Source organism: Veillonella sp. (assembly GCF_018364065.1).
Lineage (GTDB): Bacteria > Bacillota > Negativicutes > Veillonellales > Veillonellaceae > Veillonella_A.
In genome coordinates this window covers 1-16,485 of sequence record NZ_JAGZMO010000011.1, presented here as the reverse complement: position 1 = coordinate 16,485, position 16,485 = coordinate 1, and the positions used below count along the sequence as shown (strand labels likewise).

The window sequence follows — 16,485 nt, the reverse complement described above, 5'->3', positions numbered from 1 at the left end:
ACTTTTATATAGGAGAAAGATGAAAAAAGCAACAAAAAAAGGGATTCCTTAAAAGGAATCCCTTTTTTTTCTGCGCAAGGTACTCAATACCACGTGAGATACTGAATATTGCGAGATATATTGAATTTTATAAAAGATAGTAAATATCATGGAAGATACTTAGCATCTAAGCCTCATTCAATTATTTGTTTTCCCAAATATCTACACGACGATTGTCAGCACGGCCTTGATCGCTGTCGTTAGTTGCTACAGGATCGGATTCGCCTTTGTAGTTAAGTACTAACTGAGAAGCCGGTACGCCCTGGCTCTGTGCATAGGCTGCTACATTGTCAACACGGCGTTGGGAAAGAGCATCATTGTAACCGCTTGTACCTCTGGAATCAGTATTGCCTACCAATTTGAAGGTATGAGTTGGGTTAGCTTTCGCTACCTGTACAAAATGATCTAATTTAGATTGTTCGCTGTTAAGAGGTTGATCTTCGTCAAATCCGAAGTGAACGCTTTCTAAATAGTAGTCATTGCGAGCTGCCGGAGCTTGTTGTACTACAGGTACCGGCTGTGGTTGTGGCTGTGGTCTGTATACAGGAGCCGGAGTTGGTTCAGGTGCTTCATCACGGCCGCCGCCAAAACGATAGGATACGCCGGCAATGAAACCTTTGTAGCTGATGTTTGCATCATCAAGAGCGCCGAAGTCGCCTTTATCAGCCAACTTAGTATTTACATAACGGTAACCTGCGTTAAGATCTAAATCAGGTGTAACGCTATAGCCAAGACCTGCTTCCCAAATTGTTGTATTCTGAGTACCTACAGCAGCTTTGCCGTAAACATCTAATTTGTCAGTAATAGGAGCTTTACCGATAATACCGATTTGAGCCACATTATTAGTCTGAGAATAGCTGTCGCCATCAGCAGTTAACTTGTTTTTAATACGGTTCCAACCTGCATAAGCGGCAAAGTTTTTATTGATAGAATAAAGAGCATTTACTTCCTGTGCATTGCCGTCAGTGCCAATACCCTGATCTTCTTTAGTTTTCAAACCATAGTAATTGTACTGAACAGCCCAACGATCGTTTAAGCCGTAAGTAACGCCGCCTTGGAAGTTCCATTTGTCATTAGTAGTCACATCTCCGCCTACACCGGCAACCTTACCTGCATCAAAGCTGGCTTCAGGATTCCAAGCCCCCAAATCGACTTGCCATTGGCCTTCCTGCCATTGAGTTTGTGGTGCAGCGAATGCTGCTGTGGTTACGCAAGCTGCTACAGCTGCTAATAATAACGCACGTTTTTTCATAATATCTCCTCTTTTCTAAAATCTCTATAAAATGCATGTAATATAATTGCATATAACATTTATAAGTTCATTATAGAATTTTTTCGATATAATTTCAATAAAAGTTTAATGAAAAATAATATATTTTAACAAGGATATATTAATGTAACGTCCACAGTTAATCTACATATCAATAGTCCGAAAGATTCAACTCACATAAAAAAAGCAAAAAAAAGAAACCCCGCAAACACGAGGTTTGTAGGGTTTTTCCATTCGCAAATATTAACGCTTGGAGAACTGAGAAGCTTTACGGGCTTTCTTAAGACCGTATTTCTTACGTTCTTTCATACGTGGGTCACGAGTTAAGAAGCCGGCTTTTTTAAGGGACTGACGAAGTTCGCCATCTACGTCCAATAAAGCGCGGGAAATACCGTGACGAATTGCACCGGCTTGACCGGATGGGCCGCCGCCTGCTACGTCAGCGATAACATCATATTGTTCCACAGTGCCTGTTAACACTAATGGTTGTTTAATAATTAATTCTAAAGTTTTACGACCAAAGTATTCATTAAGATCACGTTTGTTGATCGTTACTTTACCTGTGCCCGGTACCAGACGAACTCTGGCAACGGAAGATTTTCTACGACCTGTACCGTAGTACTGAGCTACTGCCATGTATATGTTCCTCCTCCCGGTGATTACCGAATATCAAATTCCAAAACTTCTGGTTTTTGAGCTGCATGTGGATGCTCTGGGCCAGCGTATACATTAAGTTTACGATAGATTTGAGCGCCTAATTTGTTCTTAGGAAGCATGCCGCGAACTGCCATTTCTACAACACGTTCAGGATGTTTTTCCAACATGTTTCCTGCAGTTACAAATGTAGATCCGCCTGGATAACCGGAATGACGGAAATAAGTTTTTTGAGTTAATTTTTTACCTGTTAAGCGAACTTTCTCAGCGTTGATAACGATAACGTGGTCACCGGTATCTACGTGTGGTGTGAAAGTCGGTTTATTCTTGCCCCGAAGAACTTTAGCTACTTCGGCAGCAAGGCGTCCTAAAGTTTTACCTTCAGCGTCAACAACATACCATTTCCGTTCTACAGTGTTCGGATTGGCCATATATGTAGTTTTCATGCTGCTAATTCCTCCTCATAACGACTACTGTTACCAAAAAGCATCCTGCTCTTCTTTCCGGGGCTAATGGAATAAGATACAAATGCTTACCGAAATATTATACTAATCCACCAACATTGTGTCAAGCGGATTTTATGCAATTATTTGTTAAATAACGGCCTTTTTTAAAACTTTTTGATTTTTAAAGCTTATTCGCCTTTGCTGCGGCCGATGATGCGCACTTCTGTTTCCAGACATACGCCGTGAGCCTTAGCCACGCGGTCCTGTACTTCACGAATGACGGACAACACATCGCTGGCACTGGCCGTGCCTTTGTTTACTACGAAGCCCGCATGCTTGCGAGACACTTCCGCATCACCGCACGCGAGACCTTTAAGGCCCGTTTCTTCAATGAGTGTGCCTGCAAAATAGCCCGTAGGTCTTTTAAATGTAGATCCTGCACTGGCATATTCCAGCGGCTGTTTGCTCATGCGCCGTTCTGTCAAATCGTCCATAACAGCTAAAATGTCAGCTTTAACACCCGGTTTAAGTGTCATCTCCACTTCGCCTACGATTTCATGACTTTCATGGAAACGGCTGTGACGGTAGGCAAACGCCAATTCGTCTAAGCCATATTCGTGCACCGTACCGTCAAGTGCAACGGCACGCACCTTGGTGGTAATCTGATCCATCTCGCCGCCATACGCACCGGCATTCATGAAAATAGCGCCGCCCAATGTGCCCGGAATACCGATGGCAAATTCCAAACCGGTCAGCTCGTTTTCATAAGCGAACTCAGATACTTCTTTTAACATGTAACCTGCGCTGATAACAAGTTTGTTGCCTTCGCAGATTAGATGTTCCTTCATTTGGCACAGGGAGAGTACTACGCCCTGAATGCCCCCGTCCAATACCAGTACATTGGAGCCGCTGCCCAACACGGTGAGGGGCACATCGGCTTCGGAAATGATACGCATAACGCGGCTCAATTCATCCATAGTACGCGGCATGATGAACAGGTCGGCGGGACCGCCGATTTTAAACGTCGTATGATCTTTCAGCGGTTCATCCCATAAGAGTTCATCCGTACGGAGTACGGTACTCAAGGCCTCATGTAATGCAACCAGCTTATTTTTTAACGTTTTCAAGTATTTTCATTCCTTCTGTAATAGGTTCACTAATGATGCGGTAAATATCATTGGATACTTGGCTCCAGCGAACATGGGCCTGTAAATACTTTTGAGCGCTTGGGTTAGCCTGAATCATAGGCATAATTTCTTCCTGTTTTCTTGCGTATTCGTCAGCTTCAGGAACTTCCGCCATTTTAGCGTATTCCCACTGCATCTGCTGTACGAGGAAGCGTTCAACTAAACCTTTTGCAGTTTCGTCAGCTTCCACTTCTTTTGTAGCTTCCATAAGAGTTTTGTACTCTTCACACTCTCTCATTGCTTTTTGTAATTCATATGCCTTATCGTAATTCATTGTAAATCCACCTTTCATTCAACACACATTTCAACTGATTCAATGGGTTTAACTGTTTTAATTGTTTTAATGGTTTTAATTGTTTTAATGGTTTTAACCTATGTAAATCTTTCAACCACTTTTAGGTTTTCACAGGTACTACACATTTGCCTTAGGCACGCCGGCCCCTAAATTTTTCAAATCTGGGAAGTTCAGCTGTCGCATCGCTTCGTAGGCAATAATTGCCACCGAATTGGATAAATTCAAAGAACGGGCTTCTTCAATCATAGGAATGCGAATGCATGTATCCATATGCTGAGCGATTAAATCTTCAGGCAAGCCTTTCGTTTCTTTTCCGAATACCAACATGTCCCCGATTTCGTAGGACATTTCCGCATAAGTATGCTTTGCTTTGGTAGTGGCGAAAAAGTAGCGGCGGTCAGGATACTTATCAAACACTTCCTGTAAATTTTCATGAACCTGTACATCCACCAGGTGCCAGTAATCGAGACCGGCCCGTTTCAGATATTTATCTTCAATGGAGAACCCTAACGGTTTTACCAGGTGCAAGGTCATGTGATTCGCTGCACAAAGACGTGCTATGTTACCTGTATTTCCCGGAATTTCCGGTTCTACTAATACGATTTCCATACATATTCCTTCTTTTTAAATATATCTAACTAATTTATTGTACCTAATTATAGTAAAGCCTTCAAGCAAAATATTGTTATAGCTCTATGTTCGGGCATAATATTTTGATTTATCATAGAGTTAACATTCATGGAGTTAACATTCATGGAGTTAACATTGAGTCTTTAATATTCAGTCTTTTATATTTAGCTTTTTATATTCAGTCTTTTTTTATTTAGTCTTCTATACTCAGTCTTCCATGCGTTTGAAATGTCCACTCTTACCGCCCATTTTTTCCACCAGGTACACCGGCCCCATAACCATGTGCTTGTCGATGGCTTTACACATATCGTATACAGTGAGCAGGCCTACCTGAACCGCTGTAAGGGCTTCCATTTCCACACCGGTGCGCCCCAATGTTTTCACAGTGGCTTCAATGCGTACAGCCCGTCTGATTTGATCCAGTTCGCACACCACATTTACATTGGTCAGCGCCAACGGATGGCAAAGGGGAACCAAGTTGGATGTCTGTTTGGCGCCCATAATGGCCGCCAACTGTGCCACAGCCAATACGTCGCCCTTCTTCACCATTCCCAGCTCAATGCGCTTATATATGTCGTCGCTGATAGAGATAAAACCTTCCGCCACCGCTACGCGTTCCGTAACGTCCTTTTGCCCTACATCCACCATGCGGGCATTGCCGTTTTCATCAAAATGCGTTAAGTCCATAAAGTAAAGCCCCGTCCTTTCTTGTTCTAAGTCCATTTCTTTCCACTTCGTTTTTCTGTTTTTAGTTTCTTCTTTTTACTTCTTTACACGTGTAGAAATTGCCTTATTTATACGTATTAATGTTGTTTTAATTATATCGACAAAAGATATTTTGTGATATATTTATGTTAACATAAAGTTAGCATTTTCTATAATAAGGAGGTTTATTATGGCAGTTACATTAACCTACTACGGTCACTCAGCATTTTTACTTTCCAATGGCGAAGTGTCCATCATTTTCGACCCGTTCTTAAAGGACAACACTTGGAAAACAGCGCAGCCGGAAGACATTAAATGTCAATATATTTTCGTCAGCCATGGCCATTCTGACCATTACGGTGATACGAATCTTATCGGCAAAGCCAACAACGCCATGGTAATCTCCACTGTTGAAGTGGGCCACTTGGCAACGGAAGCCGGCCTTCGCACACATCAAATGCAAATTGGCGGCAAGTACGATTTTGAATTCGGTTCCATTCGCCTCACACAGGCATTCCACGGTTCCGGCGTACCGGGCGGACTCGCCTCCGGCTGCGTAATTGAATTCTACGGCAAGCGCGTTTACTTTGCCGGCGATACCGGTTTCTTCGGCGACATGAAATATATTAGCCGTCACGGCACCATTGACTACGCCTTATTGCCAATCGGTGGCAACTACACGATGGACATTGATGACGCCCTCTTCGCTGCCTCCATCATTAAAGCAAACACCACAATTCCAATTCACTACAAAACGTGGCCGATTATCGATGCAGATCCGAACGAATTTGTTAATAAACTGCAGAACGAGCACAAACAGGCCGGTTTAGTAATCGTTCCGGGTAAAACTATCGAACTATAATTAAACGCTTTGGTCTAAATTAATAGCCAAAAACAAAAACACTTCTTACCCCGGTTAAAATCATCGCTGATTTAGCCGGGGTAGGAAGTGCTTTTTTATTTTCTAAATGTATTGTTGCTTTATTTGGCAGGCGCGCTACCAATTTTTTCAAAAAATCCCTGTAATAGTCTTTTAAGTTGTTGTCGTTGGGAAGGCTTTAATTCGTACATGGTACTGTTGAAGGCCACTTCTTTGTTTTTAATCGCCGCCCCCAAGTCGATAACCGGAGAAATTGTACTTTCCGCTTCCGCCAAGTCATTCAAAGAAACACCGTAATACAGTGCAAGCTGTTTCAATGTTTCCAAATCCGGTTCCCGATATCCTGTTTCGTAATTAGATAAAGCCGCATTGCTGATACCAATGCTGGCAGCCACTTCCAACTGACTCTTTCCTGTCCGTACACGCGCTCGTTTTAAGTTTTTATATAGTGCCATACTTACCGCCCCACTTCATCGGTCATAATAATACTTTCCTGGTAAGAGATAACTCTTCCTTTATTATACACCGCTTTTGAAAAACAAGTAAGTGTTATCTTGTATATTTACAAATTTTTTTTATAATTTTCTCCATTTCATTACAAAATACTATCTATAGTAGACCATTTGAGCATAACCTACAATGCTATATTTTACAAGGCTTTTCAGCAAAATGCCCCTGTTATAAGCATATAACAGGGGCTAATAACATATATTTAATTAATAAATTTTATACAATTCGACCATTTAAAGGGAGAGTGGATTATTTTTAGCGCCCCTCCAAATGTTTGAACGCTTTTCGTCCAATATCCTTGCGATATTGCGCGCCATCAAATGTAATTTGACCTACTCGATCGTACGCAACGTCCAGTGCGGATTGTAAAGTGGAGCCCATGCCGACTACACCGAGCACACGACCGCCGGCCGTTTCAAAATGACCGTCACGCCATGCTGTACCGGAGTGGAACACTACGGATGTGTCACTATGACTCACCACATCGCCGGAAATTACGTCACCCTTATGGGATGTTTCCGGATATCCTTTGGACGCCAAAATTACACACGCCGCCGCACCGTCATGCCATACTACATCATCTGCATTCAATGTGCCGTTGGCGCAGTCCATCATTACCTTACCCAAATCGCCTTTGAACAGAGGCAATACAACTTGTGTTTCAGGGTCGCCGAAACGGGCGTTGAATTCCACTACGCGAGGGCCCTTATCGGTAATCATAAGACCTGCATACAGACAGCCCACATAAGGAAGGCCTTCTTGTTTCAATGCGTCAATCATAGGTGTCAAAATAGTGTCCTGTGCAATTTTTAACAATTCGTCTGTCATAACAGGAGCCGGCGCATACGTACCCATACCGCCTGTATTCGGACCTTTGTCGCCATCGAAAATGCGCTTATGGTCCTGAGAGGAAATCATCGGTACTGCTTTATGTCCATCGGCGAACGCAAGCAAGGACGCTTCTTCGCCGTCCATAAACTCTTCAATAACAACTGTATGACCGGCTTCGCCGAAACGGTTGCCTGCCAACATATCTTCTACGGCGGCATACGCTTCATCAACCGTCATAGCAACTACGACGCCTTTGCCCGCTGCGAGGCCGTCCGCTTTGACTACAATAGGCGCCCCCACTTCGTCAATAAACTGTTTAGCTGCCGCCACATCGGTAAATACGCCATAAGCCGCTGTAGGAATGTTATATTTCTTCATCAAGTCTTTGGCAAATACTTTAGAGCCTTCCAGCTGCGCCGCTCCTTTGCTTGGGCCGAATACGGCAATGCCCGCATCGCGGAGCACATCGCTGAGACCGGCTACTAACGGAGCTTCCGGACCGATAACTACCAAATCAATGTTATGTTCTTTCACATAAGCCACTACGGCTTCGCTGTCTTCCCATTTTACAGGGGCACATACAGCCACTTCTTCCATAGCCTTACTGCCCGGCAAGGCATATACTGCTTCTACGGAAGGACTGGCCTGTAAGCGCCAGGCCAATGCATGTTCACGACCGCCGGAACCGATTACACATACTTTCATGGGACCTCCTAGTGTTTAAAGTGACGCACGTGCGTAAATACCATAGCAATGCCGGCTTTATCCGCTTCCGCAATGGATTCTTCATCACGAATGGATCCGCCCGGTTGAATAATCGCCGCAATACCATGAGCCGCTGCGGTAGCTACTGTATCGCCGAATGGGAAGAACGCATCCGATGCCAACACGGCGCCTTTTGCCTGTTCGCCTGCTTCTTCAAGCGCGATATTGGCTGCACCTACGCGGTTCATCTGGCCGGCACCGACGCCAAGAGTCTGGTTGTCCTTAGCGATTAAGATAGCGTTGGATTTTACATGTTTTACAAGTTTCCACGCAAATTTTAACGCCTTCCACTGTTCTTCTGTAGGCTGTGTTTTGGTAACCACTGTGTAAGAGGCCACATCTTCTACAAGGTCGTCTTCCGTCTGTACCAATAAGCCGCCGGACACTTTTTTAACGATAACCTGATCAAGTGCAGGGCGTTCCAATTCGATGAGGCGGATATTTTTCTTTGCTTCTAAAATAGCCAATGCCTTTGTGGAGAATTTAGGAGCCATAATAACTTCCAAGAAGATTTTACTCATTTCCTGAGCCGTTGCTTCGTCTACTTCGCGGTTCAAGGACACAATGCCGCCGAAAGCAGATACGGAGTCCGCTTCATAAGCTTTCACATAGGCTTCGTGAAGGGATTCGCCTGTAGCGGCGCCACAAGGATTTGTATGTTTAATAATGCAAGCTGCCGGTTCTTCAAATTCCCAAACCATGTTCCAAGCTGCTTCCATGTCCACAATGTTGTTGTAGGACAATTCTTTGCCATGAAGCTGTTTCATCGCACCCATGCCGGTAGCTGCGCCGATTTCTTTGTAGAAAGCCGCTTTCTGATGAGGGTTTTCACCGTAGCGCAAGTCGGTTACTTTTTCATAGGCCTGTAAATATTCAGGCGGGAATGGTGTCTGACCTAACTGTTCGCTGAAGTAGTTAGCAATGGCTGTATCATAAGCAGCTGTATGTGCAAACGCTTCTTTTGCCAAAGCAAAGCGGAAGTCCTGACCTAAGTCGCCATCCTTTTTGAGGCGTTCAATAACTTCGTCATAGCGTTCAGGGTTTACTACAATGCCTACGAACGCATTATTTTTTGCAGCGGAACGAACCATAGTAGGGCCGCCGATGTCGATATTTTCAATAGCTTCCGCCAATTCTACGCCCGGTTTGGCAATAGTTTCACGGAATGGATACAAGTTAACAACTACGAGATCCAATGGTTGAATGTCATGTTCTTTCATAGCCGCTACGTGTTTTTCATCGTTGCGAACAGCTAAAATACCGCCATGTACCATTGGATGTAATGTTTTTACACGGCCGTCCATCATTTCAGGGAAATGAGTCAATTCTTCCACCTGATGAACTGCTACGCCCGCTTCATGGATTGCCTTATAAGTACCACCGGTAGAGTAAATCGTAACGCCTAAATCAGCCAGTGACTTAGCGAAGTCAACGATTCCTGTTTTATCAGACACGCTGATAAGTGCATTTTTAATCATAATATCCTCCTTGTAGAGTTTGCGAAGTATGTCAGGAAAAATAAAGGACTGCCCGAAGGCTAGTCCTTTATGTGCACAATATGGTCCTTGATCACTAGTTTGTCATCACAAAAAAGGGCTAGGGCCTTTTTATAAGTTTTATGTTCTTCCGGTAAAATGCGTTCAGCCAACGTATCTTCCGTATCGTTTGCAAAAACAGGAACAACAGCCTGCATAATAATCGGACCGGAATCCATCCCCGTGTCCACGAAATGAACGGTACAACCGCTCACTTTCACACCGGCTTCCACAGCCTGACGCTGTGCATGAAGTCCGGGGAAAGACGGCAACAAGGCCGGATGGATGTTGAGGATCTTATTTTCATAAGGAGTAATAAATGTAGGGCCTAACAGGCGCATATACCCGGCCAACACGATGGCGTCCGGTGTATACGGTGCAATGGCGTCCAACATGGCTTGTTCGAATTCGTCTTTGGAGCTGAATCCTTTGCGCTCCACAACGACGGCCGGAACGCCCCATTCAGCGGCGCGTTCCAACACCTTCGCATCACTGTGATCCGATACGACAACCACGACTTGACCATTAATTTCACCGGCCTTCATAGCCTCATAGAGAGCCGCCGCATTAGAGCCGCGGCCACTAGCGAATACAGCCAGTCGTTTAGTCAACGAAGTCACGACCTTCCATAATTACACGGTCAGTCTGACCGGCTTCTACGCGACCGATTTCATAGAATGTTTCATTGTGTTTAGCCAAGTTGGCTTTTACGGCTGCCACATCATCCTGTGCAACCACTAAGATCATACCGATACCCATGTTGAAAGTGCGGTACATTTCTTTCGTTTCCACATTGCCCCATTCCTGAAGTTTCTTGAATACAGGCAATACAGGCCATGCATCGGCGTTTACGCGTACGGATAAACCTTCAGGCAATACGCGCGGAATGTTGTCATAGAATCCGCCGCCTGTTACGTGAACCATACCTTTTACGAGGCCTTTGCGAGTTAACGGCAATACAGCTTTAGGGTACAAACGTGTTGGTGTCAACAATTCTTCACCCAATGTTTTGCCAAACTCAGGAATCATATCATCTAAACTCATATTCTTATGATCGAATACGATTTTACGAACTAAGGAGAATCCGTTGGAGTGAACCCCGCTGGATGGAAGACCGATGAGCACATCGCCGTCGGCAATGTTTTTGCCGGTCAATAAACGAGGTTTGTCTACGATACCTACGGCAAAGCCGGCCACATCGTAGTCACCGTCTTCGTAGAAACCGGCCATTTCAGCCGTTTCACCGCCAAGAAGAGCACAGCCGGACTCTTCGCACGCACGAGCTACACCGCCTACGATAGTGGCAACCTGTTCAGGATGCAACTTGCCTACCGCAATGTAGTCAAGGAAAAAGAGCGGCGCCGCCCCTTGCACGAGGATGTCGTTAACGCTCATGGCTACGCAGTCCTGTCCGATGGTGTCATGTTTGTCCATCATGATGGCGAGGCGCAATTTAGTACCCACACCGTCTGTACCGGATACGAGCATTGGTTCTTTCATGTCAAAGCCGGCTAAGGAATACAAGCCGCCGAAACCGCCGATATCACCGACTACACCTTCAGTGTAGGTACGTTTTACGGCGTCTTTCATCAATTCAACAGCTTTATTACCTGCATCAATATCAACTCCGGCGTCGCGATAGGTGATACCTTTTTTATTCGAGCACATATTTGCCTCCCTCATCCTGTTCTTCTGGAACTGTTACTGCATAATTACCGTCAAAGCAGGCGAAGCATAATTCTTCTTCAGGCACGGCACCTACGGCACGACACAAACCTTGACGACTTAAATAATGTAGCTTATCAGCTTTAATATATTCACGAATCTCTTCTACTGTATGGGTTGCTGCGATCAACTCTTTACGCACGGACGTATCGATGCCGTAATGGCAAGGATATTCGATGGCCGGCGAGCTGACGCACATGTAAATTTCTTTCGCCCCTGCTTCTTTGAGCATGCGTACGATAATACCGCTGGTAGTACCGCGCACGATAGAGTCATCGATAAGCACGATGCGCTTGCCGCGCACTACGTCGGATACGGCATTGAGTTTCATACGTACAGCCAATTCACGCTGTGCCTGGTCCGGTTTAATGAATGTACGGCCCATGTAGCGGTTCTTGATAAGGCCTTCCGCAAACGGAATGCCCGATTCACGCGCATAACCCAAGGCAGCGGTCGTACCGGAGTCCGGAATAGACATAACCAAATCCGCATCATACTTCGTTTCACGCGCTAATTCGCGGCCCATGTTCAAGCGTGCCTGATACACACTTTGGCCGTCGATTTCACTGTCGGAACGGGCGAAGTAAATATATTCAAAAATACAAAGTGCTTTGTTAATTTCATCTTCCGATTCCACGAATAAACGGCTGCGAACGCCGGAATCATCGATGATAACCATTTCACCCGGTTCCAGATGACGAATAAATTCCGCTTTAATCGCATCGAGAGCACAGGTTTCGGAAGACAGTACATAGCCGTTTTCTGTCTTGCCGAGGCAAAGCGGACGGAAACCGTTCGCATCACGCACACCGATTAATTTGTCATTCGTATTAATAACGAGGGAGAACGCCCCTTTAATGCGGCGCACCGCTTCAATAATGCGCTCTTCCGTAGATGGCGCCTTGGAGCGCGCAATAAGGTTAACGATAACCTCCGAGTCCATGGTGGTCTGGAAAATAGATCCGTTATCTTCCAATTCACGACGAAGTTCCAATGCATTCGTCAAGTTGCCATTATGAGCCACGGCCATGTCGCCGCCCTGATAATGAATTACCAGCGGTTGAATGTTTTTCGGATTATTGGAGCCCGTGGTGGAATAACGCACATGGCCGGATGTGATAAAGCCTTTTAATTTCGGAAGTTCTTTAATCGCTTCCGTAACCAGGCCCATCCCCTTGGTCACTTCGATGTTCTCGCCATCGCTAATGGCAATACCGGCACTTTCCTGACCGCGATGTTGCAGTGCGAAAAGCCCCCAGTATGTATAGTTTCCTACATTTAATTGGCGGTCATATATACCAAATACACCGCATTCTTCATGCCACTTGTCAAAAATAGAGTCGTAATGCATCATAATCTCCTATTATGTCCGTAATTATGCACGTTCGCCGGTAAGACGGAATAACATTTCCTTGTAAGCGTCTTCTACGTTGCCAAGATCGCGACGGAAACGGTCTTTGTCGAGTTTTTCATTAGTTTTGCTGTCCCAGAAACGGCAAGTGTCAGGGGAAATTTCGTCGCCTAACAATACTTCGCCGTTGTGAACGCCGAATTCCAATTTGAAGTCAACTAATGTTACGTTCTTTTCAGCTAAGAATTTTTTCAAAATATCGTTAACTTGCATAGTGTATTTGCGAACTAAAGCCAATTGTTCTTCAGTAGCCCAGCCCAGTGCTAAGATTTGGTCTTCGTTTACGAATGGGTCACCCAAGTCGTCGTTTTTGTAGCAGAATTCAAGGATAGGGCGTTTGCAAACAGTACCTTCTTCAATGCCAAGGCGTTTGGAAAGGGAACCGGCAACGATGTTACGAACAATAACTTCCAATGGTAAAATTTCTAATTTTTTAACCAATTGATCGCGGTCGTTCAAGCGTTTAATGAAATGGTTAGGCACGCCTTCTTTAGTTAACAATTCAAAGAAGAAAGAAGCGATTTTGTTGTTAAGTACGCCTTTGTCATGAATAGTGCCTTTCTTTTCGCCGTTAAAAGCAGTAGCGTCATCTTTATAATGCACTAAATATTCATCTTTGTTTTCAGTTTCAAATACTTGTTTAGCTTTACCTTCATATAACATGTTCATGATAGTTCCTCCTTGAAACATAGAAATTAATATAACTGCACGGCTCGTCATAGCCTTCTAAACAGATTGTCCCGGCCTCTAAGCGGAATGCCGTGTCTTCTTAAAATAGTTATATATCTTTAATCGTACAGGTGTTTACTTCTTAGCCTTTAAGTTCCTGTTGTAACTTTTCATTCTTAGCAATAACTGCATTGGCCATATCTTCACGATATTTTTTGTACTGTGCCTGTAATTCTTTATTCTGCGCTGCGCCGATTTGTACAGCGAAGAGAGCGGCGTTTTTAGCGCCGTCAACAGCCATAGTGGCTACAGGCATACCGGATGGCATTTGCACGATAGCAAGTAAAGCGTCAATGCCTTTTAATGCAGTTGCATTTAAAGGAACACCGATAACAGGTAACACAGTGAAGCTGGCAATAACGCCCGGTAAATGTGCCGCTGCGCCTGCGCCGGCGATGAATGCAATCGCCCCTTCAGCTTCAAGACGGGTAACAAAGGATTTTACCACTTCCGGAGTGCGGTGTGCGGAAGCAATGACCATTTCAAAATCAATTCCGAATTCTTTGAGCACATCAGCCGCTTTTTTCATTACAGCCAAATCGGAATCACTGCCCATAACAATGCCAACTTTCATTTTAGTTCCTCCTGTAAATTACTTACTCCTAAGTCTATTAACAACTTATTACTAAGTACGGTCTAAGAAAGTAAAGTATATGTTAGATAATAGCAAACCCCTACTTATTCGTCAACACAATTTTCGAATGATTTAAGATTAATAATTTCTATTGTTCGTTGTATTCCGAACATTAATAAAAATGACTCCTCATAAAATAAGGAGTCATTCTTGTCACACCACGCCCTTAGGACCTTGGGAAGATTCTAGAGATGATGCCGTATTTAATTGTTCCGATTGCGTCGTCCCCGCGCCGGCTGTAGATGCAGACACACTGCTGCTCGTCAGACGTTCGTCGATGGACGCCAATTCATCATGATCATGATGATGCTCATGGTCTTTAAACGGTTCCGGTAAGCGTTCAATCTGCATAACAGACTTCAACGCAGGTACCGCTTCGTCAATATATTCAATAAGTGAATTCAGTAATCCGTATAAAAGTTGCGGCACAAATTCATCGGACCGGCACATGTATACGCAGTCCAAATATAAGGTTTGGTCGCTATCTTCCACATAGTATTTGAATTTCTTAAATTGACGATTTTCCCGATTTAAAAATTCCAGTAAGCCTGCACGGTTTGCATCATTCACAACACCGCCGCCTACGACGATGCGTACAACCGTGTAGATAGTTGAATCAAGAATTACATACAAAGGCATCGTTCCTATAGCTGTATCCAGATAGGAGCGATATAGTACAGTGGACGATTCGTCCTCAATAGCCTTCACGTCAAAACAACTAATTTCTTCCTCTTTCAGGAAGGCATCAAATTTAATTTGTTTTCTGTTTTTTTCTTGACTCATCTTGCCCTCTCAATCAATGATTAGTTTTCAGTGCTTGTTTCTTTTTTCACGCGCAGGGACGTTTTACCTTTGCGAGTTTTCTTAGCATCTTTAGTGCCAAGCACAGTATCAATAATAATACCGTAGTATTCCTGTAAATGAGGTTCTACCACTTCCAATAACAAGGACATTAATAAAGCCGGTTCGAAATCATCGCCGCCCGGTAGGCTTACATCCATGTATACGAAACCGTCTTCATTGCTCAAATAATATTTAAAGATCTTGAAGCGACCGTTCAAATCATTTAAGTAATTGATTACTTCATCACGACGATCTTCCGGAACCGGTGCATTCGTAATAATGAGACGTGCCAAATTGAACACCGTATCATCAAGTACTATAAATGTAGGAACCTGCACTTCGCCTACAGTGAAGAAACCGCGATACACAACGGATTTCACTTCGTCCTGAAATTCTTCCTTAGTAAACCAATTAGTTACATTGTTAGACGCTAACAGAGCATCAAGTTTTTCAACCTTTTTGTTCATAAAAAACAACCTCCCCTTATGAAAAGCAGCATCTAAAACCGATAGCAGATATAAAGAAAATTCATGTTTCATCTGATTTTCTGCTATACGATTAAGATGTTTATGTACCTTTAATTATATAGTGTAGCTTGTTTTTTAGCAAATATAAAAAGAAGGAGGCAATGCCTCCTTCTTATGCTTTATTAGTCTTCCATAAACACGCATTTATTGTCTTTAAATTCTTTGATGCGTACCAAAGACTCTACATGATAGCCTTCGCGTTCCAAGCGTTCACGGCCCGGTTGGAAGGATTTTTCGATTACGATAGCAATACCTTCTACAGTATCGCCGGCGCTTTCCACTAATTTTACAAGTCCCATGGCAGCTTCACCGCTGGCTAGGAAGTCATCAATGATGAGAACCTTTTCGCCGGCCGGCAAGAATTTTTTAGAAATTGTTACATCGTAGTTTTCTTCTTTTGTATAGGAATATACAACAGAATGATATACATCGTCGGTCATAAGGATCGATTTTTTCTTGCGCGCAAACACGAGCGGTACATCCATTTCAATGGCTACCTGCAAAGCTACGGCGATGCCGGATGCTTCAATGGTTACAATGCGTTCAATGCCTTTGTCTTTGAAGCGGTTGGCGATTTCTTTACCGATTTGTACAAACAGCTTCGGATCAATCTGGTGATTTAAAAAGCTGTCTACTTTCAACACGCGATTGTTTAATACAATGCCTTCTTCTCTAATACGTTCTTTCAAGAGTTCCATCTATATGTCTCCTCCATGATTACCTGTCAGTCTAACAATTTATTACACTACCTTATCATTTTCTAAGGAGAAGGTCAATAAATTTCGCTGCACCTTGTGAAACAGGCATCAAACGGGAGCGTACTAATGCCACTTTGCGAGGCGGTACAGTAATGTCCGTTTTGATTTCTA

Annotated in this window: 19 protein-coding genes; 1 reads left to right on the top strand and 18 read right to left on the bottom strand. The window is 43.9% G+C overall.

The window, feature by feature from the left end; translation table 11 throughout:
* Window positions 1-181 precede the first annotated feature (181 nt).
* From KHZ77_RS09205 to moaC, 7 genes are all read right to left on the bottom strand, one after another.
* On the bottom strand, window positions 182-1,291 hold the full coding sequence (locus KHZ77_RS09205; RefSeq protein ID WP_295198209.1) for an OmpA family protein: 1,110 nt from the start codon (window positions 1,289-1,291) through the stop codon (window positions 182-184).
* A gap of 261 nt (window positions 1,292-1,552) precedes the next feature.
* Window positions 1,553-1,945, bottom strand: coding sequence for a 30S ribosomal protein S9 (gene rpsI / locus KHZ77_RS09200; RefSeq protein WP_295198207.1), 393 nt, complete (start codon window positions 1,943-1,945; stop codon window positions 1,553-1,555).
* Window positions 1,946-1,968: 23 nt separating this feature from the next.
* Window positions 1,969-2,409, bottom strand: a complete 441-nt coding sequence (gene rplM / locus KHZ77_RS09195; protein ID WP_295198204.1) for a 50S ribosomal protein L13 — start codon at window positions 2,407-2,409, stop codon at window positions 1,969-1,971.
* Between the two features lie 188 nt (window positions 2,410-2,597).
* Window positions 2,598-3,494 carry a UDP-N-acetylmuramate dehydrogenase gene (gene murB / locus KHZ77_RS09190; protein ID WP_295198314.1) on the bottom strand — a complete coding sequence of 299 codons (897 nt, stop codon included), beginning with the start codon at window positions 3,492-3,494 and terminating at the stop codon, window positions 2,598-2,600.
* Window positions 3,495-3,516: 22 nt separating this feature from the next.
* Window positions 3,517-3,870: a YlbF family regulator gene (locus KHZ77_RS09185; RefSeq protein WP_295198201.1), complete on the bottom strand. Its 354-nt coding sequence runs from the start codon at window positions 3,868-3,870 to the stop codon at window positions 3,517-3,519.
* A 138-nt stretch (window positions 3,871-4,008) separates the two neighbouring features.
* The gene (gene trmL, locus KHZ77_RS09180; protein ID WP_295198198.1) at window positions 4,009-4,500 is read right to left on the bottom strand and encodes a tRNA (uridine(34)/cytosine(34)/5-carboxymethylaminomethyluridine(34)-2'-O)-methyltransferase TrmL; all 492 of its coding nucleotides are present in this window, start codon (window positions 4,498-4,500) and stop codon (window positions 4,009-4,011) included.
* Between the two features lie 228 nt (window positions 4,501-4,728).
* Window positions 4,729-5,208, bottom strand: coding sequence for a cyclic pyranopterin monophosphate synthase MoaC (gene moaC / locus KHZ77_RS09175; RefSeq protein WP_295198311.1), 480 nt, complete (start codon window positions 5,206-5,208; stop codon window positions 4,729-4,731).
* 208 nt (window positions 5,209-5,416) lie between these two features.
* Between moaC and KHZ77_RS09170 the strand changes: the two genes are divergently transcribed.
* Window positions 5,417-6,088, top strand: a complete 672-nt coding sequence (locus KHZ77_RS09170) for a metal-dependent hydrolase (protein ID WP_295198196.1) — start codon at window positions 5,417-5,419, stop codon at window positions 6,086-6,088.
* 119 nt (window positions 6,089-6,207) lie between these two features.
* Here the strand turns inward: KHZ77_RS09170 and KHZ77_RS09165 are convergent, their stop codons facing one another.
* The 11 genes from KHZ77_RS09165 to KHZ77_RS09115 all read right to left on the bottom strand — a co-directional run bounded on the left by KHZ77_RS09165 (window position 6,208) and on the right by KHZ77_RS09115 (window position 16,314).
* Window positions 6,208-6,561, bottom strand: a complete 354-nt coding sequence (locus KHZ77_RS09165) for a helix-turn-helix transcriptional regulator (protein WP_295198193.1) — start codon at window positions 6,559-6,561, stop codon at window positions 6,208-6,210.
* A gap of 310 nt (window positions 6,562-6,871) precedes the next feature.
* A complete protein-coding gene (gene purD / locus KHZ77_RS09160) occupies window positions 6,872-8,152 on the bottom strand; it encodes a phosphoribosylamine--glycine ligase (protein ID WP_295198191.1) in 1,281 nt (426 codons plus the stop codon).
* 8 nt (window positions 8,153-8,160) lie between these two features.
* Window positions 8,161-9,690, bottom strand: a complete 1,530-nt coding sequence (gene purH / locus KHZ77_RS09155; RefSeq protein WP_295198188.1) for a bifunctional phosphoribosylaminoimidazolecarboxamide formyltransferase/IMP cyclohydrolase — start codon at window positions 9,688-9,690, stop codon at window positions 8,161-8,163.
* Window positions 9,691-9,749: 59 nt separating this feature from the next.
* Window positions 9,750-10,367 carry a phosphoribosylglycinamide formyltransferase gene (gene purN, locus KHZ77_RS09150; protein WP_295198187.1) on the bottom strand — a complete coding sequence of 206 codons (618 nt, stop codon included), beginning with the start codon at window positions 10,365-10,367 and terminating at the stop codon, window positions 9,750-9,752.
* Window positions 10,351-11,415, bottom strand: a complete 1,065-nt coding sequence (gene purM, locus KHZ77_RS09145; RefSeq protein WP_295198185.1) for a phosphoribosylformylglycinamidine cyclo-ligase — start codon at window positions 11,413-11,415, stop codon at window positions 10,351-10,353. The genes purN and purM overlap by 17 nt, the downstream gene beginning before the upstream one ends.
* The gene (purF, locus tag KHZ77_RS09140) at window positions 11,402-12,823 is read right to left on the bottom strand and encodes an amidophosphoribosyltransferase (RefSeq protein ID WP_295198308.1); all 1,422 of its coding nucleotides are present in this window, start codon (window positions 12,821-12,823) and stop codon (window positions 11,402-11,404) included. Before purF ends, purM begins: the two co-directional genes overlap by 14 nt.
* A 24-nt stretch (window positions 12,824-12,847) precedes the next feature.
* On the bottom strand, window positions 12,848-13,552 hold the full coding sequence (gene purC, locus KHZ77_RS09135) for a phosphoribosylaminoimidazolesuccinocarboxamide synthase (protein WP_295198183.1): 705 nt from the start codon (window positions 13,550-13,552) through the stop codon (window positions 12,848-12,850).
* Between the two features lie 142 nt (window positions 13,553-13,694).
* The gene (purE, locus tag KHZ77_RS09130; protein ID WP_295198179.1) at window positions 13,695-14,186 is read right to left on the bottom strand and encodes a 5-(carboxyamino)imidazole ribonucleotide mutase; all 492 of its coding nucleotides are present in this window, start codon (window positions 14,184-14,186) and stop codon (window positions 13,695-13,697) included.
* A gap of 213 nt (window positions 14,187-14,399) precedes the next feature.
* A complete protein-coding gene (locus KHZ77_RS09125; protein ID WP_295198176.1) occupies window positions 14,400-15,029 on the bottom strand; it encodes a hypothetical protein in 630 nt (209 codons plus the stop codon).
* 20 nt (window positions 15,030-15,049) lie between these two features.
* Complete coding sequence (locus tag KHZ77_RS09120) at window positions 15,050-15,556, bottom strand: YbjN domain-containing protein (protein WP_295198175.1); 507 nt, start codon at window positions 15,554-15,556, stop codon at window positions 15,050-15,052.
* 182 nt (window positions 15,557-15,738) lie between these two features.
* Complete coding sequence (locus tag KHZ77_RS09115) at window positions 15,739-16,314, bottom strand: xanthine phosphoribosyltransferase (RefSeq protein ID WP_295198173.1); 576 nt, start codon at window positions 16,312-16,314, stop codon at window positions 15,739-15,741.
* Window positions 16,315-16,485: the final 171 nt, after the last annotated feature.

Coding starts and splice junctions, on each gene's coding strand:
- moaC (WP_295198311.1), bottom strand. CDS start 5,208: ATGGACTTAACGCATTTTGATGAAAACGGCAATGCCCGCATGGTGGAT.
- purM (WP_295198185.1), bottom strand. CDS start 11,415: ATGTGCTCGAATAAAAAAGGTATCACCTATCGCGACGCCGGAGTTGAT.
- purE (WP_295198179.1), bottom strand. CDS start 14,186: ATGAAAGTTGGCATTGTTATGGGCAGTGATTCCGATTTGGCTGTAATG.
- rpsI (WP_295198207.1), bottom strand. CDS start 1,945: ATGGCAGTAGCTCAGTACTACGGTACAGGTCGTAGAAAATCTTCCGTT.
- KHZ77_RS09125 (WP_295198176.1), bottom strand. CDS start 15,029: ATGAGTCAAGAAAAAAACAGAAAACAAATTAAATTTGATGCCTTCCTG.
- purF (WP_295198308.1), bottom strand. CDS start 12,823: ATGCATTACGACTCTATTTTTGACAAGTGGCATGAAGAATGCGGTGTA.
- purC (WP_295198183.1), bottom strand. CDS start 13,552: ATGAACATGTTATATGAAGGTAAAGCTAAACAAGTATTTGAAACTGAA.
- KHZ77_RS09120 (WP_295198175.1), bottom strand. CDS start 15,556: ATGAACAAAAAGGTTGAAAAACTTGATGCTCTGTTAGCGTCTAACAAT.
- KHZ77_RS09170 (WP_295198196.1), top strand. CDS start 5,417: ATGGCAGTTACATTAACCTACTACGGTCACTCAGCATTTTTACTTTCC.
- trmL (WP_295198198.1), bottom strand. CDS start 4,500: ATGGAAATCGTATTAGTAGAACCGGAAATTCCGGGAAATACAGGTAAC.
- purH (WP_295198188.1), bottom strand. CDS start 9,690: ATGATTAAAAATGCACTTATCAGCGTGTCTGATAAAACAGGAATCGTT.
- purD (WP_295198191.1), bottom strand. CDS start 8,152: ATGAAAGTATGTGTAATCGGTTCCGGCGGTCGTGAACATGCATTGGCC.
- KHZ77_RS09115 (WP_295198173.1), bottom strand. CDS start 16,314: ATGGAACTCTTGAAAGAACGTATTAGAGAAGAAGGCATTGTATTAAAC.
- KHZ77_RS09165 (WP_295198193.1), bottom strand. CDS start 6,561: ATGGCACTATATAAAAACTTAAAACGAGCGCGTGTACGGACAGGAAAG.
- KHZ77_RS09185 (WP_295198201.1), bottom strand. CDS start 3,870: ATGAATTACGATAAGGCATATGAATTACAAAAAGCAATGAGAGAGTGT.
- KHZ77_RS09205 (WP_295198209.1), bottom strand. CDS start 1,291: ATGAAAAAACGTGCGTTATTATTAGCAGCTGTAGCAGCTTGCGTAACC.
- rplM (WP_295198204.1), bottom strand. CDS start 2,409: ATGAAAACTACATATATGGCCAATCCGAACACTGTAGAACGGAAATGG.